We start from the raw sequence: 26541 nt of genomic DNA on the forward strand, positions 1-26541 counted from the left end.
AGCAAAACATCGCCAAAAGAACAAAATCTAATCAGCAAACGTCAACAAGCCCTAGCATTATTAAAAATTGTTCAGAATTTTCAGCCATAATTATAGAAGAGCAAGCAAACAAAGGATCAGTCGCATGTGGCAACAAATAGCAGCACAAATTAGCTTGGAGTTGGATATCGATTTTCAGGTCGAGCGCAAGATTTCGCTTACCGGTGGCTCTATTAATCTGGCGTATAAAATATCCGGCGGTGGCCATGATTTTTTTGTCAAATTGCACCATCGCGAACAACTAGAACAATTTGAAAACGAACAATTATCCTTAGTTTGCCTTGCGCAAACACATTGCGTGCGAGTGCCTAAGGTTATTTGCGTGGGTCAAACGCTCGACAAGGCTTTTTTGGTACTCGAGTATTTACCGCTGGAGCCAGCCAAAGCCGATCACCCCGCCTCGTGGCATCGCTTAGCCGAGCACATCGCTAAACTGCATCAACAACACGAACAAGCCATGTTTGGTTTTGATTGGGACAATCAATTAGGGCTAACCACCCAACCTAATCAATGGCAAGGTAACTGGAGTAGTTTTTTTTCTGAACAACGCTTGGGTTGGCAATTACAATTGCTGTTAGAGCAAGGGTTTGGTTTTGGCAATATTGATCATATTGTTGAACAGTCTCGACAGCGCTTAATGCATCACAAACCCAAACCCAGTTTATTACACGGCGATCTATGGCGCGGCAATGTCGGTTTTACGGCAGAAAGCCCAGTGATTTTTGATCCCGCCAGTTATTTTGGTGATCGAGAAGCGGATATTGCTTGTAGTAGCCTTTACGGTAGCTTTCCTGCCGAGTTTTATGATCATTATCAGCAATATTACCCCTTAGCGGCTGATTTTGAAGAACGAAAAGCGCTGTATAATCTGTATCATATTTTAAACCACGCCAATTTGTTTCGTGGTAATTATCTGATCCAGGCACAAGAACAGATCAAACTACTTTTTCACTTAAAAGGCCAAGCATGACCGACTCGAATCACCCGGTAGCATTAGTCACCGGCAGCGCCCTGCGATTGGGCAAACAAATGATTATCAGCTTGCACCAACAAGGTTATCGAGTACTGATCCACTATCGCCGTTCTGCAGCGGCGGCCGAGCAACTCGCCGCGCAATTAAACCAACTACGCGCTAACAGTGCAGCCACGCTTTGTGCGAACTTAACCGACGATGCGGCAATTGCCCCCCTCGCCCAGCAAGCCATTGCTTGTTTTGGCCGTTTAGATTTATTGGTTAATAACGCTTCAAGTTTTTATCCGACACCGCTGGCTAACGCCCAGTTGGATGATTGGCAAGAGCTGTTTGGCTCGAACGTCAAAGCGCCGTACTTTTTAAGTAAAGCTTTAAGTGCCGAACTGACAAAGCGCCAAGGCTGCATTATTAATATGGTGGATATTCACGCCGATAAACCCTTAGCTGAGCACAGCATTTATTGCATGGCCAAAGCGGCCTTGCAAATGATGACCAAAGCCTTAGCTCGCGAGCTGGCGCCAGCAGTTCGGGTTAATGGTATCGCGCCAGGCGCCATTTTATGGCCAAGCCAAGCACTCGACGATGCCGATAAAGACATGGTATTACAGCAAGTACCCCTGGCACGCTTAGGTGAGGCCAACGACATTGCCAATACTCTGCTATTTTTAGCACAGGCACCTTACATTACGGGGCAAATTGTTGCGGTAGACGGTGGCAGAAGTTTAGGTGGTGCCAATAAAGCGTAATATGCCGAGCCCTAAACCGCTCAGGCAAAACGGGAGAAGGCAGTATGAAACCCATATTTCAAAGTGTGAATTGCCCTTTTTGTGGTTATCCCAGCGATATTTGCGTGGAAGCCTCAGCAGAGGATCAAGATTACATCGAGGATTGCAGCAATTGCTGCAATCCGATGCATATTCGAGTGCATACTGATGATCTGCAGCATCGTGTGCAGATCTTCGTCGATGCCGATGACGAACAGTATTACTGAGCTTGCTCAGTGTTGGCAAAGCGTGCTGCCATCACGCGCTCAACGGTGCGAATAATCGTCACGGTTTGTTGATCGAGTTCGATATTAATGCGATCGCCAATCACTTTATCGCCTAAGGTTGTTAGCGCCAAAGTTTCCGGGATCAGATACAAACCAAAGCCTTCGGCAGTGACTTCGCCCACGGTTAAACTGCAGCCTTCCACCGCGATAAACCCTTTCGGTTGGATGTAAGGCAGCATGGCCGGATCCACTTTCAGCAGCAGCTGACAGTTTTGCGCATCTTGGGTTTTCCCGATCAATTCGGCCGTTGCTTGAATGTGGCCCGAGACAATATGGCCGCCAAGCTCGTCGCCAAAACGCAGAGAACGCTCTAAGTTCACTCGGCTACCGACTTTTAGCGTACCAAGATTGGTTTTATCTAACGTTTCAGCAATAACATCAAAGCAAACCCAACCAGCCGCACTGTCAAAGTCGGTGGCGGTAAGGCAAACACCATTAATCGCAATACTGGCGCCACGTTGCAATTGCGCCAGATGTGTGGGGGCAACGTTTAGGGTTAAGGTCCTAAGACCGGGTAAATCAGCAATTTGCTTGATGGTGGCGGTGGTTTGCACTATTCCAGTAAACATAAAACCTCAGTTGTGTTAAATTGCGCGGCTGACAACACTGTAGCAAAATTAAGACGGCGCTCATGTTACCTTTTTCCCGCTTTGAAGCCAGAACCATTTTAAAATTATCCGGCCCGATCATTCTGGCACAAGTCACGCAAACCTTAATGATGTTTGTCGATACTGTGATGGCCGGTCGTTACGGTGCTGTCGACATGGCCGCTATTGCGGTTGCGTCAGGCTTATGGCTGCCAATTGTGATGACCTTACAAGGTTTGTTGCTGGCGTTAACGCCGATTATCGCCCAGTTTTTTGGCAGCAAACAAACCAGCTTAGTCAGCCACTATACGTTACAAACCAGTTATTTGGGTTTACTGCTCGCGGCATTATTGTTTGTTTTAATGCTGTTTGCTGAAATTCCCATCAGTAAATTACACATGGAAAGCGAACTGCAAACTAAGACCCTGCAATACCTGTACTACGTTAGTTTTGGGCTGTTTCCTGCTGTCGGTTACATTGTTATGCGTAATTTATTTGAAGGCCTTGGCAATACTAAAGCCAGTATGTGGATCAGCTTTGTGGGCCTGTTAGTGAATATCCCTGCCAATTACGTGTTTATTTATGGCAAATTGGGTATGCCCGCGCTTGGGGGGGCCGGCTGTGGTATTGCCACCAGTTTAGTGTTTTTAGCGATGTTTTTGGCGATGCTTTGCTACGGTTGGTTTAGCCGCTCGACTCGGCCTTATCGGCACTGGCCAGTCAGTTTAAAATTAAATTGGCCAGCACAATGGCAAATTTTTCGTATCGGCACGCCCATTGCCGCGTCTATTTTCTTTGAAGTCACCTTATTTGCCTGTGTGCCGCTGATGATTGTGCATTTGGGGCCGGTGATCGTCGCCGGTCATCAGGTAGCGCATAACTACAGCTCGATTATCTTTATGATCCCGTTATCACTGGGTTTAGCCACTACCATCCGCGTCGGTCACTTAGTAGGCGAGCAAAATTTGCAAAGCCTGAAAAAGTCCATCGGTTCGGCATTGATCCTCTCAATGCTGCTATCCATCATCACTATTGTGTTTACCTTGCTGATGCGCCAGCATGTGGCAACCTTGTATTCGCCCGATCCTGCGGTGATTGCCTTGGCCAGCTCATTGTTAATTTTAGCCAGCTTTTATCAATTTTCAGATGCCATCCAAGTGGTGTCGTCTTGTGCCTTACGCGGCATGAAAATTACCATGCCGGTATTTTTTATCACGCTGATTTCCTATTGGCCAATCGGTTTTGGCCTTGGCTGCGTACTAGGCTTAACGAACTGGTTGGTTGAACCGATGGGCGCACATGGTTTTTGGATCGGCATTATTGTTGGCTTAACGGTTTCTGCCATTGCCTTAGGTTTCGTGTTACGCAAACAATTAAACAGGATGGAACATGAACATAACGCAGGGGCTACTGCTTAGTGTTGCTACCACACTTTTACTTGGCTGCAGCAAGCCAGCAGGTAAAGCGGAACTCGCGGATTATCAACAACGTTTAACTCGGGTGTTGGCTTTAGACAAAGCTAACATCTCGCTCTTACCTACTACTCCGTTACCGGCCAAAAATAGCCTACTAGTGCCGCAACCTGATTTACGCATGGATCTTTTAGATGCGTTTGCAACGCGCCAGTGTGGTTTAGATCAGCTTATTGCCGAGCGCAACAGCAGCATGGGCCGCGTATTTAGCGTGAGTAAACGGCTTAACTACGAATTACGTTTACTGGCGGTGTTAGCTGATTGCGATCAGCAAGATTGGCCTGAGCCATTAAAACAACAAATAACGGAGGTTTATCAGCAGAAACTCGCCCAAATCAACAGCGTGTTTTTAAACATGCTGCAAACCGATGACACCTTGCGCAAACGTTGGCACAACAGTGACAGCATGCTCGCGCCCAATGATAGCAGTGGCTTTAACGAAAGCTTGGCCGCTTTACAGTTGCTAGTAGAATTGAAACATGCCATCAATGCCAAAGATTGGCAACGCGCCAGCCAAATGGATCCTGAGCGCGCGCTAGAAAGTTTATATCGTTATGATTTTCTGTCAAAACTGCAATACAGTTTGCGCTATACCCGCAGTTGGTTTGTGGCGATTAACCCCAAATTACAACAGATCGCCCCGCGCACACTGTGCACCACTAACCGCAATACCGAACAGTTAACGATATTAACCACCGTCTTTCGCAAGTTTTTTATCGGCGATATCCAAGCCTATCTTGCGCAGCTTAGTCGCTTTCAGCAACAAAGTTGGCCGCTGTTAGATGAACTGTACCAAGATACGGCGCTGCATCCTGTGTTAGCGCAGCGCTACTTAGAGCAAGCAGAGCAATTACAACGTTTATTGTTAGCGCACGTGGGATGGTATCAAGAGCTTAATAAGGTGTGCCCGGTAGGCTTAACCTCAAGCTAAGCACACACTTAGCTTGAGGTTGTTGCAGGTTATTTACTGGTAGGTTGATAAGGCATACCTTGTTGCCACCACTTGGGTGCCGGCTTACCTTTTAAATAATGGTCAAAAAATTCAAGCATTTTAATGGTGTAGTCAATTTTATTGGCATATTGCTTTAAATGATGCGGCTCACCTTCGTATTGCAACATCACCACCGGCTTATTAAGGCGGCGCAGCGCTAAATAATACTCAATGCCCTGCTCCCATGGCACTGCGCCATCGTCATCCCCAAATTGAATTAACATCGGTGTGTTAATGCGCTCGGCAAAAAACACTGGCGAGTTATCAATATAGGGTTTTAAATTTTCAAACATCGAGGGGCCAATCCGGCTTTGCCCGGTTTCATACTGAAACTGCCGCGCTAAACCTGACTCCCAACGAATGCCACTGTAAGCACTGGTCATGTTCGACACCGGTGCACCCGATACCGCTGCGGCAAACATATCGGTTTCGGTGACCACAAAGGCGGTTTGATAGCCAGACCAGCTGTGGCCATGTAAGCCAATGGCTTTAGGATCAGCAATGCCCAAATCAATCAATTTTTGCACGCCCGGCACTAACGACTCAGTGGCGCTTGGCCCCGGCGCGCCCTCACGAAAGCGCACATCCGGTAAAAACACCACATAATCTTGGCCTAAATAAAACGGAAAATTCGGCCGGTGGTTAATCTTCATTTGATTATAATGGTTTAGGCGCTGTGAAAACTGCTCATAGTAATACACCATAACCGGATAGCGTTTATTGGCATCATAACCATCAGGCGTTAACACCACCCCTTGTAAACGCTCGCCATCGGCGGTGGTCCAGTCAATTAAATGGCTGTCACCCCAAATAAACTCGCTTTGCTGCGGGTTAACATGGGTTAACTGCAGGCGCTCGCTAAAGTCATAACTGGCTTGCCACAGATCCGGGAATTGCCGGAAGCTTTGCTCGGTAAACAGGTAGCGTTGTTGTTGCTCAAGTGCTTCGACAAAGTCATAGCGCTTTGCACCTTGTACTAAGGTGGTGAGCGTACCATTGGCCAGTTCAAACTTGGCAAAACCATAGCCCTTGTTTTCTTCGTGATACATGGCCAATAACAAGGTGGCGTTTGGCGCGAAGGCAAGCGTCTCATCGGTTTTTTCTACCCGATATTGCACCTCATTGGCACGGCCTTGCTGGGTCAGGTTTTGGCTAGTGCCATCTAAAGCCAAGGCCCAAATGTCAAAGCGATCATACACCAGTACGGCTGAGCTATCCGCAAGCCAGCCGGCTACGCCATAGCTTCGCGCTGGCATGGGTACGTCATTTTCTTCATCGACCCAAGATACGTTAACGTCTTTACCCAGCAGTTGCTGTTGACCGGTTTGACTATCAAATAGCCGATATTGCGCATCATGCAAATACACGACAAAACGACCATCAGGCGATAGGTGCGCCCATTCTTGGCTGCGATTCGCGGTAAATATCGGCTGGCGTTTGCCGGTTGTTAAATCCACATGCCACATATCATGCAAACGGCCGTTCCAGCTCAGCTGTTTCAGGTGAGCACGGCCATTACTGATTAACTGCGCACTGCTGTGTTCGGTTAAGCGCAGCCGATCTTCGATATCATCACTTAACGCCACCATCTTTAAGCTATCAAGCCAAATCACCGCAGGGGCAGTACGTTTTTGTGCCTCTTTATATTCGGCTTTTTGTTGGCTATTGATGCGCTCATCTTCGCCATGCCATACCTGCAAGCGCCGATCAGCTAATAAGCGGTTGATGTCATACAATTCTGCTTCGGTTTGCGGTAAGCCCGGCTTCGCCATTTGCTCGCCCAGAGCGGGCCGATGCCCTACAAATAAGCGCTGGCCATCTTGACTAAAGCGCGGGGGATAATGCTCGCTTAACAGCCAGCCGCTACGCGCAGTGTTCACTGCTTGTGCCGCTTCAGTATCTACTGACCAAAGCCATAATTGCTGCGCGGCTTCTGCTTGTTTACTGGCAGTAAGCTGCGTTTTAGTAGGGCCTGAGAAAAACGCTAACTGCGTGCCCTGCTGATTAAATTGCAGCTGCTGCAGTTTTTGCTCAGCGTGAGCTAAAGCAGCATATTGCTGATTGGCGACACTGTCCCAGACAATCAGCGCTTGCTTAGCGGCGCTCTCAGTATCTTTTTCCTGCTCGCTTGCCTTATCAGACTGCTGAACAACCCAAGCCACTAAGGGCCCGGTTTCAGCTGCCGCAAAGTCTGTCACCTGCCCTAAAGTTGTGAGTTTACCGCTGGCTAAATGCAGCGCTTGTAAGCTTTGCGTCTCGTCTTTGCTGTCGGCTTTACGTACCAATAACAGCGCATAGTGGCTGTCACCGCTAAAAGCAAAACGGTCAATATTGGCAATCACCTGCCGTTCGCCGGTGGCGGTATTAAGTAACACCGCGTTTTGTTCAAGCGCATCACGAGCTTTTTTATCTGCGGCTTGTTCACGGGCTAATAACGGCGCTTGCTGGCGAAACAAAGCAAAAGCGCCATTGGCGCTTACTTGGCCGCGATCGGCATTTGGCACGCTAAACTGTTGCCCTGTAGCAATGTGCACGACATAACCGGTGCTGTCACCAAAATCTGGCATGGCGGTATACACCATAACCTGCTGATTTTTACTGACTTGGCGCTGGCTAATCTCCCGAAACTGCATGATATCGTTCAGGCTTAACGGTTTAAGATTGGCGGTACTGATTTGACTGGATTGGATCACAGCCGAGGTTGTGACATCGCCGCGTGCCATAGGTGTAGTGCTTTGATACTGGCTACAGGCGACACTGGCAAAGGCCAGAATCAAACAGCCAGCTAGGCGGCTAAAGCCGCGAACAGTATTAGACATAGAACCCTCAATAACGGTGTTTATCGTTTTATTTTGTCAAAACTTACCACAAGCCAACAACGTTGTGGCAAGCCATAGCCTGAGCACCACCCTAGATACGACCAACTCCAAGCCATGTGCGGTTAATTACCCTACAATAGCGCCCACCGCAGGCCAACACGGCTAAATTTCAGCCAAACACATCAAACAGGCAGAAAAACACTTGCCAACAGGCCACTAGCGCAATAACATAGCGCCCGTTGTCGATGACAGTTATCAACAACCACTCAGTGTGCGTCCTTAGCTCAGCTGGTTAGAGCACTACCTTGACATGGTAGGGGTCGGTGGTTCGAGTCCACTAGGACGCACCAAAAATTCTAATGAAAACGCCACCTTACGGGTGGCGTTTTTGTTTTCAGCATTTAAAAAATCCAGTGCGCACAAACATTACGCAAACATGAGTAGTTGCAGCATGACTTTTCACCCACTACAGCGCCCCCGTCTGCGCTACGCATGGCGTACCTGAGACGCCATCTAACGATCTAAACGCAACAAACTATACCGCTACAACGCTCCCGTCTCCGGTACGCTTGCCGTACCTGAGACGCCATCTAACGATCTAACCGCGACAAACCTAGGTGTAGCAAGGCTGAATAATCAGGTAAACAGGTAAACAGGTAAACCGGGGTTTAATACTTTAGCTGCAGCCGTCCTTCACTTCGCCTTGAAAACGTCGACTTTATTGCTGCAATCCTGGCAGATTAGTTGATACAACAACCCCGACTTACTCACTTTGGTATTCTGGCTGTTACATGACAGGCAAGGTCGCTTAAGCGGTGTATTACCGCCACAGCTAGCGCATTGCACGTAATAACCATAACGGCCAGATTGCGCGGTTAAACCGCTGCACTGGCCACAGTGTTTACACTGCGCACTGATTGACGTGCTTTGTACTGGTTTAGCTAAGGGCTTGTTTGCGGCCACATACGGCTGCTTGGGTGGCATTGCAAAGGCATGCGGTTCGGCGTTTTTGGTAACTGGCGATGCTGCAGGCGCTTCATTCAACGCATCGTTAGCTTGCTGTTGGGTGTTACCGAGTAAAAAGTGGCAAATCTGGTGCAGCTCGTCTCGGTTAAATGTTGGCCGGGTATCGTAAATCTTGCCTACAACATTATAGAACTTTTTAAAGTTCATCTTCTTGTCTAGGGCGTCGGTAACAAACTCCGATTTCACCAGTTTATCGGCAATGCCCTTCGGCGCTTTGGTACGGTCAATAATGGCGTCGCTGGATATAGCACAAAACACATCGTAGCAACGCGCACCCAGCCCCTGCTGAATTCCCAGAAACTTACCAATTACCTTTTCGGTATTGGCGCATAGGTATTGTTTAAGCAATTTTAATTGCAGCTCCGCCTGCTTGATCGGTGATGGCATGCCACTCCATTGGCCTTTGTAGCTGCGGCTCCACTCACCTTGCTCATTCACCACTACTTCGCCGCGAATGCTCTTCGATTCAACTACAATAAAGCCATAGGTATACACAATAAGGTGATCTATCTGCGCGCTCTCACCATCATGCTCAATACGCAGGTCATTAAGCACCATAACCTGGTCACTGTTCTTATAGGCCCGGCGCAGGTAAAACGCCACGCCGTGCTCTTGCTTAATGCCAGCGTCGAGTTTGATAGAGGCAGAGCTGGTCTGGGTTTTGTCTTTTAGTATCATAATCAGTATCTAGCTAGGCCAATTTCTACTAGCAATAACGACAGACAATGCAACGCTGTTTGCGCATCTTCTTCAGAAACGTCTCGAGTGCCATGTTGCGCCTGAGCGTTAGGTTTTACTCGTGCATGTAAGCGGGCAATAATATTACCAGTGTATTGGCTAAGCATATTTTGCGGCATCAACTCAGCGAGTTTTTTTAATGCTTTGGCTAAATCTGGAACAGGGTCACCGATAGCAATACCCACCGCACAGGCCGCAGCACTGCGACAGCTTTCCACCAGATGAAATGGACTTATTTTGCGGTTGGCTATTTGAACTTCATCTATAGTAATGGCTAGACGCTGATAATCTTCTGCATTCATAGTGCTAGGTAATATCACAGGCAGCACTCCATTTGAGCGAGTGCTTTTCAGTGTCACAACAATGTCACCACCAAACACTTGCTCAGCTGCTATTACTTTCCAGAATGTTGCATACTCTCCACTACCAAGAATCGCTTGATTGTTATTTGCATCAGAGATGAAGTGCCGCATTTTATAAATATAGTACTGATAAAAGGCTTGTTCCTGATGATATATCTGCGCAATACCGGCTCTCTCAACTTCTTTTACAAATTGACTCTGCATCCATACATTAGTCATTGTTGGATTGCTAAATACCCTGCCGCGTTTAATACCTGCAGCGGGCTCGTAAGTATCTTCGAGAAAGATAAATGCAGGATACTCACCAAGACAGATGTTATCTTTTGAATCAATGACCGGAAAGATAATCGGCATGATAAGTTGATTTACAGCTATAGATCTGCCGTAAATAGCACTATCGCCAATATAAACATTCTTAGTTTTATCGCTGATCCCAATGACTGACATAGCAACTCCTTTGCAAACTGTTATTTTAATTAATTCAATTGATTAAACTGCATTCATTCAGAACAAACTCTTAATCTTCAAAATAGTCGCTGTCGAACTTAGGAATTTTAACAATGCGAGTCGATACACCAATCTCATAGTCGATCATGAACTCAGCGAGTTTAATTCCATCAACCAGCACAATGCGTTCAACCGATTTAGCAAACTCAACTGCCTGCGCGGTGTAGGCTGATGTAGTAATAAACACGCCCTTGGTTGCACGCTGTCCAGCCAATGCGCCATAAAAACCCTGAATTTCTGGCCGGCCAACACTGCTTTGCCAGCGTTTAGCCTGAACATAGACCTTTTCTAAGCCTAACTTGTCCAGTGAGATCACGCCATCAATACCGCCATCACCCGAGCCACCGACCCGCTGCAGGTCATTGCGGTTTGCGCCGTACCCCATTTTATGTAGCAAGTCTAAAACTATCGTTTCAAAGTAGGTTGGGCTAACCTTCGCTAATGTTTCCAGCAAGTCAGCGGCTACGCTTTCACGCATCTCTATTACTGCAGCACCTAAGCGCTCCTCTGGGCTTGATGTCTCTGCTGTACTTTCGTTTTTCGTAAGAGCGCTTGCAGGTTCAAGAGTTGATGTAGCCTCTCTTAACCTTACATCAGTAAAGCCGGACGCCAGTTCCAGAACTTGCTCTACTGATAATAGATTTGGATGCGATGCTGCAAAATTTTGACCCTCATCCGTTAAGCACCACAAACCTCGCTTTGCCGAGCTAGACAAACCAGCCCGCTTTAACCGGTCGTGCGCCCAACCTATACGGTTTTTATATACTTGCTGTGCCTGGCTGGGTAATAGCTCTGCACGCTCTTCATCTGTTAGCTGCATCGCATCAGCTGCAGCCTCATAAACCTCGCGAGCCAAAGCACCATCGGGACGAGTGGCTAAAAAACGAAGTACGGGTTCAATAAATTGGTCATAAGTTGGTATTGGCATTTATTCATTCCCTTCTAGTTTTTCGTTATGGGCTTATACAGCTCACACCCCAAACTCTGCATTCAACGCCTGTTGATTCGTTTGCTGTATATTCCATTCCATTAATGCCCATACGCTCTGAAGTAAAATGTCGTCTTGTTGTGAAAGATATTGATAAAGTCTAAACAGCCAAAACCGCCACTCAGTCCGTTTAACATCTAGAGGAACATTCGCAGCATAATGCCGTAAGCGACTGGTAAACTCTTGAAAGCTGGTAGGTGCTAACAGGTCTGTAGTTAACCGCACTACTAGACTATCAGCGATAAAGGATTTTACACGGCTAGGCACTTGAAATGCGTCTATCCATGTATTTATCTTTTGTTCAATATTATAACTTGCGTTAGTAAAGCTAATCATGACATCACCTAGGGGTTGCTCCCAGTTGCCAACTGTCAGCTCATGCAGCTGTTTTATCCCCATAGTTACCGACATGTAACTACTACAACTTTCTTGCAAAGGTGGTAAGGGATAGAAGGCTAAACGCCGCTGATTAGCTGCTCTGTATAGTAGATCAAACGAACCTTTGGCTTTTGAATTGCAAATGTGGCATGTGGGGATAAAGTTACCTGGATGAACGCCATAAATCGGATGTTTATCCTTGCACAAAAGATGGTCGTAATCAGCTCGCCATTGCTCGTTATCAGGACGCCCTATTCTATCTTGGGACAACTGACTTGTGCCGCAGACATAACACAGTTGGGTATTTCCGTTTGCTTGCCTAAATAACTGAAAATGAGCTTTGACTGCAGTGCCTGCCTGCCTTTCTATATTGACTAAGCTTGCTGTTCTAGTGAAAAGATGTGTGGTTAGCTGCTTCAACACGTTAAATTGGTTATCTGGCAATCTAGGTGGTGAATTAAACGTATCGCTAAAAAAAGTATTGATTGTCTGGGCTGCGTTAATTTGATCATATAGCTGTTGCCTTTGAGGTACGTCCTGTGGAAGCTCATTCCAGAGCACCTGAAACTTCACCCGAGTAGGTTCATTTTCCCAACATTCACTTCTAAGGATGTTTTGCCCATCCTGATATGTTGAAAATAATGCATCAGAAAACGCTGTTGCATTCACGCTTTGACACAGAAAATGCAGTAATTCGTCATTCAATACTCTGAATACATCGCACTGTGGTGTATTGGGGTTCAAAGAAAATAACATTAGCGCTGTAGCTTCCCTAGCAAATAAGCCTTTTCCATCGACTCGCCTAAATTGGTTTCAATCCATTCTCTGGCTTTCGTCAATTCTCTGCGGTCAGTCTCTTTATCAACAAGTTTGTCTGAGTTTAAGTACTGTTTCACCTCGGCAACTGCACTTTGCGAAATAGTCGATTTGAGGCCAAAATGCCGTTTGATTAAAATCTCAAATGTAGTGCCGTAGGTCTGTTCACCAATTGGCATCATTTCTATTCGATCATTTTGCCCCCGCTCAAACATAAAAACATTATTTTTACGCAACGACGAAATCATAAAAGGCGAATGGGTCGACAATAGCACTTGTGTATTTAGCTCAAACTCAGGTTTCAGCGCTTTTGATAAATGCTTATGAAAATAGGTGCGCCATGCAGGGTTTAGATGGGTTTCCGGTTCATCCAGCAAATACAAGGTATTGTCGCTGCTAAACAATCTTGCCATGCCCATAATCTCAATAAGCTGAGCTTCCCCATCTGACAGGTCATCATAATTAACTGTCGCAAATTTTCCATCCGACAGCAAAAGCTCTTTAATGGTGATAGGCAATTTACTTTTCAGTGGCTTTTTAACGTTACCGAAATAGTTATCACGTCTTAAGCCTCTTACATCATCAGCACGCCACTTTTTAATCCCAAGCTGTTGTGCTTTAAACAAACGCTTAAAGAACAGAAACGGATTACCATAATTTGCCTCATACAACCTAGCACGAACAGAAGGATCGTTTAAATCTAAAGTGATTTCACCAGACATATTATCTAGCTCGAACATCTCGTATTGCAGTTCCGTTGATTGCTTACCAATGCCCAGATAATTAGCCTCTCCAGCAACTCGTCTAAGCATTTTTATGTCACTCACCGTATCGGCTTCAACTTGGTCATTAATAAGGGCATATGCAAAGACGATTTTTGATGGGTATTTAAATTTGCATTCGGGAAATACATCATCAAGATCCTCCTTAGATAACATGCCTAGTGAACTAATCATCAACCTTGCGCTGTCGTAATCCAAGAAAATTAACGAGCTTATTCCTGAAGGTGATTCTCGTATTTCGCCGTAACTGTCTTTCTCGAATAAATGAGGGTATTTTTCAACATACCGTTGATTTATCTCATAATACTGTTTGTCATCGGTATTCTTGAATGACAACTCTTTTTGGCGCTTCAGCTTGATGCGTTGTACATCAAAATACTGCACCATATTTTTTAAGAAGCCACCTTGCAAATTCGCATTTAACCCAGATGAGTACCCAACAATATGATCCGGAACAGGTATTTCATTGCCCCATGGGAACCAACCAACGTCATCCTGATAGGTATATGGCTCGGGCTCTTTCTCTGGTTTTATTACAATTTTAAATAGCGTCTGCCTTGCATCAGGGCTAAGCAGTTGTATCTGGTAAACAACCTCCACACCAAAATTAAACCCTGTATTGGTTATAAAATCCTGTCTTTGCCAGCGCTCTACATAAGCAAATATTTCAGCTATCAGCTCTAGTAGCTGTGATTTCCCTGCGCCATTAAGGCCAATAAATGCCTGTATATTGCTGTCTATGCAGCTAAAATCAAACGCCTGATCTCTTAAGCCTTTGTATTGACCATTTAACTTTACCGACACGATTCGCATCAGGCTTTCTTCCTTATTTTAACCTTCGCCCGCTCCGTCTTTATCCGCTCCAACAAAGCCTCAGCGCTATTCTCACCACTTAACAGCTCGGGGTGAGCCGCACGCCAATCGGCGGTGAGTTCGCCGCGAAAGGCTTTGGCGAGGATGGATTGGGTCAGGTTATTTACCCGGCTAAGCGCGGCCTGGGCGGCGTGTTCAATGCGGTCGGCAAAGGCGAAGAGTTCTTCTACCCGACAGACGATTTCGGTTTGAATATCTATAGATGGCAGGGATAACTCAATTGACATAATATGCTTAGAACCAACGTTCCCTTGATTTACGCCACCCGTTTCACCAGCAAAAAATTGATCCCTAAACTTATCTGAGCGAACAAAGATATTTAAATATGCAGGCAAAACGCTTTTTTGATTAGGCATAAGCCTTCCAACGCGTTGATTAATTAAAAGGTTTTTCTGATCATTAACTAGACAACCAAAACCATAATCCTTTTTAAAACGAGTACCGGTCATACTTAAAAGTGTATCGCCAGTATTTGGAGTAAATTTTGCGAACTCTTCCGCAATAGAATTAGAGACAAATGCTGGAGAATTTTCTAAAGCCAAATACCCATCTCTAATGTTGCCTAGCTTTATTACTTGGTATTGGCCAGTCGTTTCAAACCATTCACTTTTGAAAGCAAAGCCGTTCTGAAATTCAGCCACTTCAGCCAAAGTTGATTCTGTTGAACACCACTCCTCCGTCAACTTGCCACTTACCGCTGCGGCGAGCACGGATTGGCGGAAGCGTTTTAGGATCTCGGGGATGCGCTCGAGGCGGGCTTTGGTGTTGTCGACCTGTGCCAGCATGGTGACGAGTTTTTCGGCGATCACTTTTTGTTCGGCTAGTGGGGGGAGAACAAAAGGTGCTAACAACCCATCTTGTGTTCCAAGCCTGGGCATATTTACACCATAGCTAACCTCAACCACGTAATTTAAAAAAGTTTCGCCTTTTAACCAGTAAAATAAATACCGGTTGTCGATATGAGGCGCTGCATCCAGCGGAATAATTTCCGTTGAACAAACGCCATTCTGATCAGCAATAACAACCTTATTCAGGTACGGCCGCAGCTTGCCGTACAATACTTCACCTTTTTTAAACTTATTTTTTGTACTCTTAAACGGTCGTGCGGCTGCATTTAACCTCTGAACAATTCTGGAGCTCTCTTTCTCGACGTCTTCAAGCTCTAGTATCCAAGTATCGTTAGAGACATCTGATAGTTCGCACTTCTGTGTTTTGCCATACTCAACGACATCGCCAAGCTTGATGTATAACCAATCTGAAGGTAAATCGTCAAAGCACATTAGGCTGCACCTTCCAACGCCTTAAGCAATCCATCCAGCTCACTAAGCGCTGCCTCGAGCTCGTCTTTCGCCTCCCGGGCCAGTACATCAGGTTCTGGCAAATTGGCGGCATCGACGCTGTCTTTATCTTTTAGCCAGCTAATATCCAGCGAGTCGGCTTTATGCTCGCGGATCCACTCGCGGCTGAATTTGCGCCAGCGGCTGTGGGCTAAACGCTCGTCTACGCCGTCGTTTTCTTCCGTGGGGGCCACTTCCACTTGCTCGGCATTAAAGCTGTACTCACCCTCTTCACGTGGGCTTAGGCCATTGGCATCTTCGCCATACACGGCTTCAAACGGTGTTAAGTGGCTATCAGCAAACGGCGTGCGTTTACCGAAGCTTGGCATATTGGTACGCAGGTCATACACCCAGACACTCTCAGTACAGTTTTCTTGCTGCAACTTGTCTTTGCTGCTGCCTTTGGTAAAAAACAGCACGTTGGTTTTAACGCCCTGGGCGTAAAAAATACCGGTAGGCAGGCGTAAAATAGTGTGCAGGTTGCACTTGTGCATTAAATCGCGGCGTACGTCGGTGCCTACGCCGGCTTCAAATAGTACGTTATCGGGCAACACTACTGCAGCACGGCCGCCGGGCTTTAGGTTACGGTAAATATGCTGCAAAAACGCCAGTTGTTTATTGCTGGTTTTATAGGTTAAATCGTCGCGGGTGTTACTGGCCTCACCGCCTTTGCTGGTGCCAAACGGTGGGTTGGCTAAAATAATATCGGCACGGGCTAAAGCTTTACCGGTATCGCCCAAGGCATTACCTAAATGCACCACGCCCTCGGCATCGCCCTCCATGCCGTGCAATAAGCAATTCATTAGCGCTAAACGGCGGGTGCCGGGCACCAGTTCGATACCGACAAAGGCTTTATTGCGCTGGAAAGTTTGGTCAGCAGCCGTTAAATCATATAAGTCATCGGTATGTTTTTTAATGTAGGCATCGGCGGCAATTAAAAAACCTGCCGTACCGGCCGCCGGATCCTGCACAATTTCGCATGGTTTAGGTTTAATGCAGCGCACCATGGAGTTAATTAAGGCTCGTGGAGTAAAATATTGGCCGGCGCCCGATTTGGTTTCACCGGCGTTTTTCTCCAGCAAGCCTTCGTATAAATCGCCCAGGCCGTCTTTGGCGGCGCTAAACCAGTCTATTTGGTCCAACGTTTTAATCATTTGCTCTAAATGGCGTGGCTCGCGCAGGCGGGTTTGTGCATCGGCGTAAATGGCGCTGATCAGCGGGTCTTCATGTACCTGCACTTCAATGGTTTTACCGACATTGTCTGGATCAGCAATCAGGCGTTTACCAGTAGAGAGTGCAAATAAAATCGCTTTGTAGTCGTTTAGCAGGTTTATGCCCGACTTGCCGTTAATATCAGTCCAGCGGCAGCCCTCTGGCAATGGGTGTTTTTTTAAGGTGCCGGCTTCGGTGTTTTCATGCACCATTTTAATAAACAGCAGTAGCACTAATTCGGTGACGTAATCGCTGTAATTAATGCCGTCGTCTCGCAGTACGTCACACAGGTTCCAGAGTTTTTGTACGATGTCGTTATTGTTCATGTTAATCCTTGTTAGAAAATCATCCTGCTTGGGTAACGCTGGCAACCTTGTTTCGATAACACACACAAATGTGCTACAGAACTGTGATAAATTCAATAAAATAAAAGCTGTTTATCAGGTAATTAACCGCTTTAGGATGGCAGGGTTTTAATGCTGCCCTATGATATAAGCCGCAACCCATAGCAGCAACCACTGTGTAACCTTTGTGGTATGTTTTAGCTTAGGTAACCCAGCCAATTAATATAGTGCTTCAGCAAGCAATAAGGACGCTTAGTGTTAGCCCGTTTAAGTTATCGTTTTATCTATCGGTTTATTAAACCGTTACTGCCCTATTCTGCATTTAGCCAATACCTAAAATGGAAGCTGGCACTGATGCTAATTGGTACTGAGTTTCATCAGGATAACCTGCAAAATAACCGGGAAAAGTTAGCCCGGCATTTTGATGCGAATGCGCCACTGCAGCCTGAGCTGGCAGCTTTATTGCCAGCAAAAAGTATGCATTGTTTAAAGGTGCTGGACATTGGCGCAGGGCCAATGAGTAAAGTAGGTAAACGCCATAACGGCAGCAATATTGAGCTGGTTGCCATCGACCCAATAGCCGATAAATATCAGGCGTTGCTTAAACAGTTGGCCTTAACACCGCCCGTAGCTACTCTACCTGGCTTTGGTGAACGCTTACGGGAGCAATTTAGCGATAACAGCTTTGATCTTATTCATGCGCGTAACTGCATTGATCACTGTCGCGACCCGTTATTGGTTATTCAGCAGGCCATTAGCGTGCTTAAACCGCAATGTTATTTTTACTTAAATCATTATCGCAATGAGGGCATTGCCGCAAACTACTATGGCCTGCATCAATGGAACTTTGATGCAATAAACGGCAACTTTGTTATTACCGGCGCCTTTGGCAACACAACCAATGTAAACCAAGCGATAGCCTCGCAAGCAAAAGTGACATCAATAGAAACCAGCGCTGAGCGCCTAGTAGTGGTAATACAAAAACGATGAGCTGGCATATTGTAGGTAACGGACCAAACACTGGTCATGCAATTGAAAACAACAACCCGCTCGCTAATCAGCAGCATATTGTTTTTAACCATGGCTACCCACAGTGGCTTAATAGCTGCCGTATTAGCAACCAGCGTTTAGCGGGCGGTAATAACGCTTTAAGTGTTAGCGGCACACTACCGTTCACGGGTTTTGCCCAGGCACTAAACCTGCAGCACCAACAGTTACAGGTAGCACTAAATGCTGTGCCATCCAGTGGTTTGTGCTGCCTAATGGTATTTGCCCTGGCAGGCATACCGGCAACGGTAAGCGGTATGACACTGCTGCCCAGCCTGGCGCGCACTGGCGGCTTGCAAGTGCGCCAGCCAATGGCTAGCTATTTTCATAATTGGTTGGCCGAGCGCAGGTTATTAATGCCATACATAGCTACATTAGATTGGCCGCAGTTTTATTTAACGCCGTTACCGGCGGCTAATGGCGCGGCTACTAAGCACACTGCTGCTAACCCTTACGACCAACTTAAACAGCTCACACAGCTTGATAAACAGGCCGGTATGGCGGTTATTCGCGTGCTTGCCGACTTAGCGCCAGCCAACTGGTTAAACCACACCAATTCCGATAGTGTTAACGCTATGGCGCCCCTGTTTTACTTATCACGCACTGAAACACAGAGCCCAAACTGGTGGCTATTTGATGATGTGGCATCGCAGCTTATGGCTCGGGTGCAGTATCAACTGGCATGGGCGCAGCAACAGTATTTGCTAGCGCAGGTTTAGCTAGCAACTCAGCAATAAGCTGATGTTCGCGCTGCTTTTCTGCAAAGCCGTAATCAAGCCGCTGATGCCAGTAAGCATAACCGGTGTCTAAATACATGGGCTTGGTAGCTAACTCTACCATGGGTAGCATGGTGACATAGTCGGTTACCCTGTCGAACCAGGTATCACCGTTTTTGAAGTATGCTTTGGGTACCCGCTCGAACAAGTATTTTTTAAATACCCGCAAGTGTGCCCATACATTTGCCGCAGCCTTAGCGCGTGGCGAAGTGTAATTGGGTATATACAACTTTAGCGGTTTATTAGGCCGGAACATCGGCAGTTGTATCAGATCGGCGCCTTGCTCTGCTGCCTTAATTAACTGGCTAACAACGGTGTTTTGCATAAGGCAATCGTCCTGATCAAGCACGGCAATCAGCGTATCTGGGTTAGTGCATAACTGCTCAATGGCCTGAATAAAGTTTGGCATACGCCCCTGGTGCTGGTTATGCCGCACTAAGGTGGTTTTGGGCATTAAGTCGGCTAACAGCAGCGGATACTGCCAGTTGTGCTCAGCACCACTGCCATCGTCAATTAATATAATGCCAAAGCACTGCTCTGTTTGCTGGCGCAGTGAAGTTAAGCAGCGTTGCAGTAATACCGTTTCAGTGAGGCGGCCTTTTAGTAAAAACACCACTGGTTCGGCCCGGCTTGGGTATTGCCAGCGGGCGTCTGGTTGTAAATCAAATTGCTCAGCTTGGTCAGGCGGTATGGTTCCCTGTGCAATTAAATCGCGGATCACGCCAGAACATAAAGCGGCTTTATGCTCGTTTCTTGGGTGTACATAAAAACTGTCGGGGTTGCCACCACGCACAGAGCGAGCGCCGCTTAGTTTTTGCTGTGCCTGCAACGCCCGATGCCAGGTTAAACAAAAACGGCTATCTTGCACTGGGTTCGCTATGGGTAAACAGGCTTTAAGACGGGCAAGATCTAGCAAGCCAAAACGTACTTCAGGCGGAAACTGTCCAGGCTCGCCGTGGTAAGGTAAAAAGCCTGCTGTGCCTTTGGCGGTATCTTTGGATATGTTAAAGCCAACGCAGTGCACATCAGCGGGCGCTATTGCATCTAGCATGTCGGCCAAATAATCATGCTGCCAGCACTTTCGGCCAATCAGCACATCGCTGTCGCACTGCAGCACATAGCGAGTAGTTACCTGGCTAAATGCCCATATTTGCGGCAACAACGGTGCGTTATTTACCGTATGGCTGGCCGTTACCTGGTTATTACCAAACCACTGCTGATAATACTGCTGGGCGCAGGCAACTGCCTGCTCTGTTTCTGCCCCGGGTGACAGCCATACATCATCAATTAGCGAAGCGTCTTTTAATGCCTGGGCCTGGGCTATTACAACTGGTAAGTCCGCTTTAGCGTACTGGCGTAAAAACGGCCCGCTAAAACTGTCGATTAACAGCACCACCTTTGCAAATCGCTGTGGAAAGCTAAGCTGAGTAACAATGTGCGCAATTTGCTGCTGTAGCCCTGCTGCATCCTGCGCACAAGCTTTAATCAGCAAGGTAACGTTAGTACATACTGGCACAGGGTTGTCGTTGTGTTTAACGGCAATATAATGCGGGTGCAAAGCGCTGATAAGTTGTTGGTAAAACGCCGCGAAACTCGGCAGTTGCATTAAAGCGGCATCAGCTTTACGGAGGCTTTTACGCCGCACCAACTCTTCATCGTCATTGCCTAATACACCAATAGAATATAACCGCGCCGCCATATCTAAAAAGTAGGCGGTGGTTAGTGGCTGAATGTCTTTACCAATGTCGATATATAGCAGGGTGTTATCGGCATCAAGCAGTAAGTTATCGCGCTTTATATTCAGGGCGCAAACCCCAGCTAAGTATAACCCGCGTAAAAACTGCGTTATCTGGGCAACGGTAATTAACTGGCCCACAGCACGCGTATTGCGAAGCGGCGTGGTGTAGCACCATCCGCTTTGCTGCTTATGCCAGGTTACCGCTGGTAAACCTGAAATGGGCTTAGTCATAAGCTGCTGTAGTTGTATTACATCTTTATCCTCTATCGCCCAGGGATAAAACTGCTTGGTAATGGTGCTTTTGTCACACCAAACAATACCTTCCATACCCGAGCCCAGGATGTTGTAACCTAGCCTGCTGGCGTGCAACCAGGACTGCGCTGCCACGGCAAGACGAACGCGTTGCTCTTGCCAGAACTGGTTTTGTTTATTGTGCTGTGTGTCGGCGCCATCAAGCGAATAGATACAGTAAACCGGGTTAGCCACGCATACCACCTGCTTTGGATATAACAGCAATAGCCGCAGCACTAACCAGTGATCTTCAGCACTTCTGATATTGGGGTAACGTAAACCAACCTGCGTTTTAAGCAGCAAATTACAAGAAGGTAACTCATGCTGTTGCTGACCATGGCAAAACCGCTGCACCATAGCCAGCAACTGCTCGGCATTTAACAGCTCGTTTGCATCAGCGTAGTTGGTACCAGCAATGATGCTATTAGCCAAACGCAAACGGTTGCTACCAATGGCGGCGATGGCTTTTTGCTGCACTGCTGCTTGCCATAAGGCATGTACGCTATTGTCGCTGGCTAACTCATCGTCGGCATCAAGCCGCGCAACCCACTGCACTGTAGGCTGTTTGTCAGCCCAATCCAGTAACATATTACGCGCTCTGGCGGGTGAACCACATTCTGCCGCAAGCAGTGTAATAGCAGGGTGCTTGGCTAAGGCGCAAGCCTTGTTGAATTCATCATTGCTTGAGCCATCGTCCAGCACAACTATACGTGCCCTTTTTTGCCGCACCATGTTTTGTATTACTGCGCTTGCAAGGGCTCGGGCTAAAAACGTAGGCTGATTCTTATGTGTAATGGCAATAACCAATTCAGCTTGTTGATAACTGGCATCACCTTGCTTAATGACCTGGCTTTGCCGGGTACACAATACCTCTGACACCACAGCAGGCGCAGTAAGAAAATAACTTTTTTCGGGCATTTAAGATAACCGCTGTAACTCGGTAAGAATGTCCTGCTGATTAATATTGAACAGCTTTTCCATGCGTTGAAAGTATTGCTGCATCTGCAGGGATGACATCCTATGTCCATGTGATTGAAGAAACTGTGCACATCCTTTGCGTTTTTGCACAGAGCCAGGTGCAGACAACGCCGTATCGCATAAACCGCAAGCCCAGTTTACTGTGGCTTGCCTGGTATAAGTTACGCGAAAACGGTTTTCAGTCAGCAGTCTAATGGCGAGATCTTTGTCATTACTGCTAATCATGCCATTAGTAAAGCCGCCAACCGCTTGCAAGGCCTTAACACGCACAAACGTATTTGAGCCCTGCCAGCCAGGATTACCAACCAGAAAATCGTTAACCGTAATATTGGTAGGTATGTTGACGGCAATATTATTATTGTTTTTGGTGACATTAATGCCAGATAACACTATATCAGCCTGACCATCATCACTACTTTTATAACATAGTAATAAATGATCGGGCTGCCAGCTGTCATCATCATCTAAAATGGCGATGTAGCTGTGTTTAAATCGCTGAGCAATTGCATTTATGCCGGTGTTCCAACTTCCCGCCGCGCCGGGCAAGAAACTATTTTTTAAAGTGACTAACGGTAGATCACCAAGTAGTTCTTGAAGCAAAATGTGTTCAGCAGCGTTAAGAGCACGCTGATCTGACACGATAACTACTGCAACAGGACGCAATTTTTGGGCAACAATGCTTGGAATAGCTACAGACTGTAAATTGTTAAAACGCGGCGTTGTAGCAATAAGCACGACAATTGGCGTCACTAACTGGCCTGCCATAATGAGTTACTTAATTCTGCCAGTACGCTATTTAACTGATCATCCAACATCAGGTTTAAGCGCTTGGCACCACCGTCGTTAGCAAAGCAGTTATTCACAAATTCTCGGTCAACCACCACCTCATGCACCAGTTGTTTGGCTAAACGGTCTAACCATTTACGCTGGTTGGGGTTAAAGTTGTGTTGCTGATACATACGCTGCATAGCCTGTGCTACACGCTGCTCAAACGGTTGCAATGCTTCACCTAAGGCCGCACGACGGATATGGCCAATAATGCTGGCAGCAATGTCTTGATTGGTTTGATTGCGCACCGCGCTTTGCAGTTTAACCTCAGAATAACCGGCGTTATCCAGCAGTAGCTTCACTTCTTTTAACTGCTCGCGGGTTAAGTCTCGCGGTTTATTCACTACCACCGCTAAAGCCGCAGATTGATTAAGTTGGCTTTTAATAAACTGATTAAAGCTTTCTAGGTAATCCTCTGGTTTTTTATAGTTGCCGTAGTTTTGCTCGCGCACTACTAGCTCATCGGCATGCTCAGAAATAACCGGTTTGTGTGATGAGCCAAGTAGTGCGTCAACCTCATTGAGCTGATTTAACAAACCGCTGTGTTGCTGCATAAAGTGTGCAGCTTGGCTGGGGCCCATTTCGCGCAAATGGGTATGTAAACTTTTAGGCTCTACGCCCCATAAGCTGTGTAACTCACCCAACTTTTGTTTTAAGGCGGGTTTAGTGTCGGCTAGGCTCTCTGCTTTGCGCAGCACGCGCATCACCTTTTGGCTGAGCTGACTTAACACCACATCGGCATGGCTTTCACCTTGCTGCTCACCAGGGCTTTGCAGTGCTTGCTCAAGCTTGTTAGGTGTAGTGAGCTCATCCACCAATTGCGCTAAAGTAATGTTCGGGTTTTTCACCAACGGCTTCATGGTACTGACATCTTGCAGTGCCGCGTAAATATCTACCGGATCATAAATACGGAATACCGTTTTACCAATATCATCGCAACGCCGCGTAGCACGGCCAATCATCTGCTCATACAAAATGCGCGATTTAATTCGGCGCATAAACACCAGGTGGCAAATTTTCGGCACATCAATGCCGGTAGTCAGTAAATCGACGGTAATGGCAATATTGGGGTAACGCTCATTTTTGTACTGGCGAATAAGCTGCTCAACTTTGTCGCTTTGCCCCGTAATTTTGGCTACCGCGGCTTGGTTATATTCGCCGTTGTACCTGGCTTTAAAGGCATCATCCAGTAATCGCTTTACCATATCGGCATGCAGATCGGTGGCGCAAAAGATCATGGTTTTCTCTTCGCCAAAGGGGTCTAGCTCTTCTGCTAATTGTTCGCAAATAACGCGGTTAAAGTTCTCGTTAATCACCCGGCGATTAAAAGACTCGACCTCAAAGTTAAGCTCGTCGTCTAAATCAGCGGTTTCAATTTCACCCGTTTGCGTATTGATGGCACTGACTTGGCTGCCCTTTTCAAACTTAATCCCATTTTGACTGAGCAGTGTTTCATAGCGGATCGGCGGTTCATGATCGATAAGCCAATCATCAGCCACGGCTTCGCGGTAGGAATAGGTGTAAACCGGCTTACCAAATATCTCGCTGGTATGCTTGGCAGGGGTAGCAGTAAGCGCCACTTTAAAGGCATCAAAGTAGTCCAGCACACGCCGGTAACTGGATAAATACTGGCTGGCATCACGAGTGGCTAGCTCGCCTTCGGTCATGTCTTGATCCAGCGTATAACCGCGGTGTGCTTCATCAATAATAATGCAGTCGAACTGATCTAACGGTGGCGGGTTATCACTCATAAAGATGCGTTTTACCATTGCCTGCACAGTGGCTACCTGAATACGGGTTTCAGCCTCTGCCGCCATATCGCCTAGCTCAGCAATATTATAGATTTTCGCCAGCGTGTGGTTTTGCTCCAGTGGCGCTTCATTAAACGCATCTAACGCTTGCTGGCCCAGTGCAGTGCGGTCGACCAAGAATAAAATCCGTTTAAAGCGCTCCGCTTTTAAAAAGCGATACATTAAACCGATGATGGTGCGTGTTTTACCGGTACCAGTTGCCATAGCGAGTAAGGCGGTACGACGGTTTTCAGCCAACGCCTGCTCTACTGCAATTATGGCTTTTTGTTGATAAGGCCGTACTTTTAAATAGCCAAAGGGTTCGTGCTGGAGTTTTTGCTCGGCAGCTTCTTTACTGCGTTTCAATAAGTCCAATAACCCCTCTGGGGTATGAAAGCTTTGTAACGCCCGTTTTAAATTACTTGGCTCTCGCACATCACGAAACCAGGTGCCGGATTGCTCTGCTAGCTGCGGAACATAGGGCCGACCATTACAAGAATAAACAAAAGGCACTTTGTAATGGCCTTCAGCATGATCTGGCCAAGCTACAGTTTGCCCGGTCAACTGCCAAGCGCCCGTTAAAGGCGCAGCAACATTAAAACCCCGGCTGTAGCGCTCGGCTTGGTCAATTTTACCGGCCACATTTACGTTTTCTTTTTTTGCTTCCACTACGGCTATTGGGGTTAAACCGCAAAACAGCGCATAATCGGCTCGGCCGCCCTCGCTGTTTAACTTGGTGGGCCACTCGCTAATCGCTTTATTTTGGCCTTTTTCTGGCCGGCAGCCTTTTTGATAGGTTAGCTCTTGCGTGTCGACTTCCCAACCAGCGTCTTTTAACTGTTGGTCAATCAGAATACGGGTGAGCTCTTCGCTTAATGTAATGTACTGGCTAGCGGCTTGAGTTTTTTGTTGTGCGGTACTTTGTTGTTCGGTCACCACATCGGCGGTTTGCGCGGTGAGCTGTTGTTGCAACAGCTTTATCTTTGCTTCGTAATCCTGTTGCTGCTGTTTAAGTGCCGCTTCATGCAGGGCCGCTTGTTGGGCGTGCTGTTTGGCCTCTTCGTCCATAGCCATTGCTAGCGCTTCATATTCGGCCTTTTCTTGCGTAATCAGTTCATGCAACTGCTGGCTAGAGTCAAGTTGCACATTGGCCGCACTTAAGTCTGATTTAAGCTTTTCAATATCAAGTTGTAGTTGCCGTAACTGACTGCTGGGATCCGCCGGCGGCACAAAGGCACCAGCGGTAAATTGCGTGCCGGCTTTACCAAAGGCACGATGAAACCAAATGGCTAATTCACGTGCCAGCCTTAACCCGGCTAACGCTTCACGATGTTGGGTTTTGAACTGATGGGTGGCTTTATTGCCTTCAATACGCAAGATATGAAATAACTCACGTACACGGGGATCAAAGCCTAATTCGCGATTCAGCTTGTAGAGTAGATCCGCCTGGCTGGTTTGTTCGTCAAATACCACACCCGAGCGCGCAGCCACCTCTTGTGCAATGGCTTCAGCAAACTGGCGTAACTTGATTAAGGTGGTATTGGGATCGGCATTAAAAGCACGTTCAGCACTTTGCGCCAGCTGCAAAAACAGCGGGTCGTATTCGACGAGAAAAGCAAAATTACTTTGTGGTATCCGGTCAGCAGGCTGCGTCATAATCCCTCGTCGCAAGCTAATGATTTATCTTCAGATATAAAGATAAGTTTGTACCATTAGCGTGGACGGTTGGCAATACAACATTCTGAACTAGTTCAGATCACGCCCCTTACTCTTAGCTATAAATTACTTCTCTAAATTA

The 26541-nt window shown here is 46.9% G+C and carries 19 protein-coding genes and 1 tRNA gene; 8 read left to right on the forward strand and 12 right to left on the reverse strand.

The genetic code is table 11. From position 1 onward, the window contains the following. Positions 1 to 124 precede the first annotated feature (124 nt). The 3 genes from L1N97_RS11385 to L1N97_RS11395 are packed head-to-tail and all read left to right on the forward strand — an operon-like array spanning position 125 to position 2003. Positions 125 to 1009, forward strand: a complete 885-nt coding sequence (locus L1N97_RS11385) for a fructosamine kinase family protein (protein WP_236129859.1) — start codon at positions 125 to 127, stop codon at positions 1007 to 1009. Next, entirely contained in the window at positions 1006 to 1758 is a 753-nt protein-coding gene (locus L1N97_RS11390) for a pteridine reductase (protein ID WP_229585207.1), read from the forward strand. The genes L1N97_RS11385 and L1N97_RS11390 overlap by 4 nt, the downstream gene beginning before the upstream one ends. Before the next feature lie 44 nt (positions 1759 to 1802). Next, positions 1803 to 2003, forward strand: a complete 201-nt coding sequence (locus tag L1N97_RS11395) for a CPXCG motif-containing cysteine-rich protein (RefSeq protein ID WP_229585206.1) — start codon at positions 1803 to 1805, stop codon at positions 2001 to 2003. Here L1N97_RS11395 and L1N97_RS11400 read toward each other — a convergent pair. Then, entirely contained in the window at positions 1997 to 2632 is a 636-nt protein-coding gene (locus L1N97_RS11400; protein ID WP_236129860.1) for a riboflavin synthase subunit alpha, read from the reverse strand. The genes L1N97_RS11395 and L1N97_RS11400 overlap by 7 nt on opposite strands. A 62-nt stretch (positions 2633 to 2694) precedes the next feature. Here L1N97_RS11400 and L1N97_RS11405 point away from each other — a divergent pair, with 62 nt between their 5' ends. Both L1N97_RS11405 and L1N97_RS11410 read left to right on the forward strand, forming a co-directional pair. Continuing rightward, positions 2695 to 4068, forward strand: a complete 1374-nt coding sequence (locus tag L1N97_RS11405) for an MATE family efflux transporter (RefSeq protein ID WP_236129861.1) — start codon at positions 2695 to 2697, stop codon at positions 4066 to 4068. After that, a complete protein-coding gene (locus L1N97_RS11410) occupies positions 4040 to 5053 on the forward strand; it encodes a DUF3080 family protein (RefSeq protein WP_236129862.1) in 1014 nt (337 codons plus the stop codon). The genes L1N97_RS11405 and L1N97_RS11410 overlap by 29 nt, the downstream gene beginning before the upstream one ends. Before the next feature lie 29 nt (positions 5054 to 5082). On the opposite strand, the gene L1N97_RS11415 is transcribed toward L1N97_RS11410, so the two are convergent. Next, on the reverse strand, positions 5083 to 7932 hold the full coding sequence (locus tag L1N97_RS11415; RefSeq protein ID WP_236129863.1) for a S9 family peptidase: 2850 nt from the start codon (positions 7930 to 7932) through the stop codon (positions 5083 to 5085). Positions 7933 to 8205: 273 nt separating this feature from the next. Between L1N97_RS11415 and L1N97_RS11420 the strand changes: the two genes are divergently transcribed. Further along, positions 8206 to 8282, forward strand: a tRNA-Val gene (locus L1N97_RS11420). 343 nt (positions 8283 to 8625) lie between these two features. Here the strand turns inward: L1N97_RS11420 and L1N97_RS11425 are convergent. From L1N97_RS11425 to L1N97_RS11455, 7 genes are all read right to left on the reverse strand, one after another. Further along, positions 8626 to 9636, reverse strand: coding sequence for a nuclease-related domain-containing protein (locus L1N97_RS11425; RefSeq protein WP_236129864.1), 1011 nt, complete (start codon positions 9634 to 9636; stop codon positions 8626 to 8628). Positions 9637 to 9638: 2 nt separating this feature from the next. Further along, positions 9639 to 10505, reverse strand: a complete 867-nt coding sequence (locus L1N97_RS11430) for a hypothetical protein (RefSeq protein WP_236129865.1) — start codon at positions 10503 to 10505, stop codon at positions 9639 to 9641. Positions 10506 to 10575: 70 nt separating this feature from the next. Next, complete coding sequence (locus L1N97_RS11435; protein ID WP_236129866.1) at positions 10576 to 11493, reverse strand: restriction endonuclease; 918 nt, start codon at positions 11491 to 11493, stop codon at positions 10576 to 10578. Between the two features lie 42 nt (positions 11494 to 11535). Further along, positions 11536 to 12687 (reverse strand): hypothetical protein, encoded by a 1152-nt coding sequence (locus L1N97_RS11440; protein ID WP_236129867.1) that lies wholly within the window; start codon positions 12685 to 12687, stop codon positions 11536 to 11538. Further along, the gene (locus L1N97_RS11445; RefSeq protein ID WP_236129868.1) at positions 12687 to 14342 is read right to left on the reverse strand and encodes an AAA family ATPase; all 1656 of its coding nucleotides are present in this window, start codon (positions 14340 to 14342) and stop codon (positions 12687 to 12689) included. Before L1N97_RS11445 ends, L1N97_RS11440 begins: the two co-directional genes overlap by 1 nt. Next, entirely contained in the window at positions 14342 to 15682 is a 1341-nt protein-coding gene (locus tag L1N97_RS11450; RefSeq protein ID WP_236129869.1) for a restriction endonuclease subunit S, read from the reverse strand. Before L1N97_RS11450 ends, L1N97_RS11445 begins: the two co-directional genes overlap by 1 nt. Further along, entirely contained in the window at positions 15682 to 17277 is a 1596-nt protein-coding gene (locus tag L1N97_RS11455) for a class I SAM-dependent DNA methyltransferase (protein WP_329605556.1), read from the reverse strand. The genes L1N97_RS11450 and L1N97_RS11455 overlap by 1 nt, the downstream gene beginning before the upstream one ends. A gap of 273 nt (positions 17278 to 17550) precedes the next feature. Between L1N97_RS11455 and L1N97_RS11460 the strand changes: the two genes are divergently transcribed. Next, on the forward strand, positions 17551 to 18285 hold the full coding sequence (locus L1N97_RS11460; protein ID WP_236129870.1) for a class I SAM-dependent methyltransferase: 735 nt from the start codon (positions 17551 to 17553) through the stop codon (positions 18283 to 18285). After that, positions 18282 to 19061: a hypothetical protein gene (locus L1N97_RS11465; protein ID WP_236129871.1), complete on the forward strand. Its 780-nt coding sequence runs from the start codon at positions 18282 to 18284 to the stop codon at positions 19059 to 19061. Before L1N97_RS11460 ends, L1N97_RS11465 begins: the two co-directional genes overlap by 4 nt. Here L1N97_RS11465 and L1N97_RS11470 read toward each other — a convergent pair. From L1N97_RS11470 to hsdR, 3 genes are read right to left on the reverse strand one after another with little or no spacing between them, the layout of a single operon-like run. Then, the gene (locus L1N97_RS11470; RefSeq protein ID WP_236129872.1) at positions 18997 to 22065 is read right to left on the reverse strand and encodes a glycosyltransferase family A protein; all 3069 of its coding nucleotides are present in this window, start codon (positions 22063 to 22065) and stop codon (positions 18997 to 18999) included. The genes L1N97_RS11465 and L1N97_RS11470 overlap by 65 nt on opposite strands. Then, entirely contained in the window at positions 22066 to 22890 is an 825-nt protein-coding gene (locus tag L1N97_RS11475; protein ID WP_236129873.1) for a glycosyltransferase family 2 protein, read from the reverse strand. Then, positions 22875 to 26399 (reverse strand): type I restriction-modification system endonuclease, encoded by a 3525-nt coding sequence (hsdR, locus tag L1N97_RS11480; protein ID WP_236129874.1) that lies wholly within the window; start codon positions 26397 to 26399, stop codon positions 22875 to 22877. The genes L1N97_RS11475 and hsdR overlap by 16 nt, the downstream gene beginning before the upstream one ends. Positions 26400 to 26541: the final 142 nt, after the last annotated feature.

Origin of the sequence: Rheinheimera sp. UJ63 (genome assembly GCF_021568285.1) — a bacterium.
In the GTDB taxonomy this organism is placed as follows: domain Bacteria; phylum Pseudomonadota; class Gammaproteobacteria; order Enterobacterales; family Alteromonadaceae; genus Alishewanella; species Alishewanella maricola.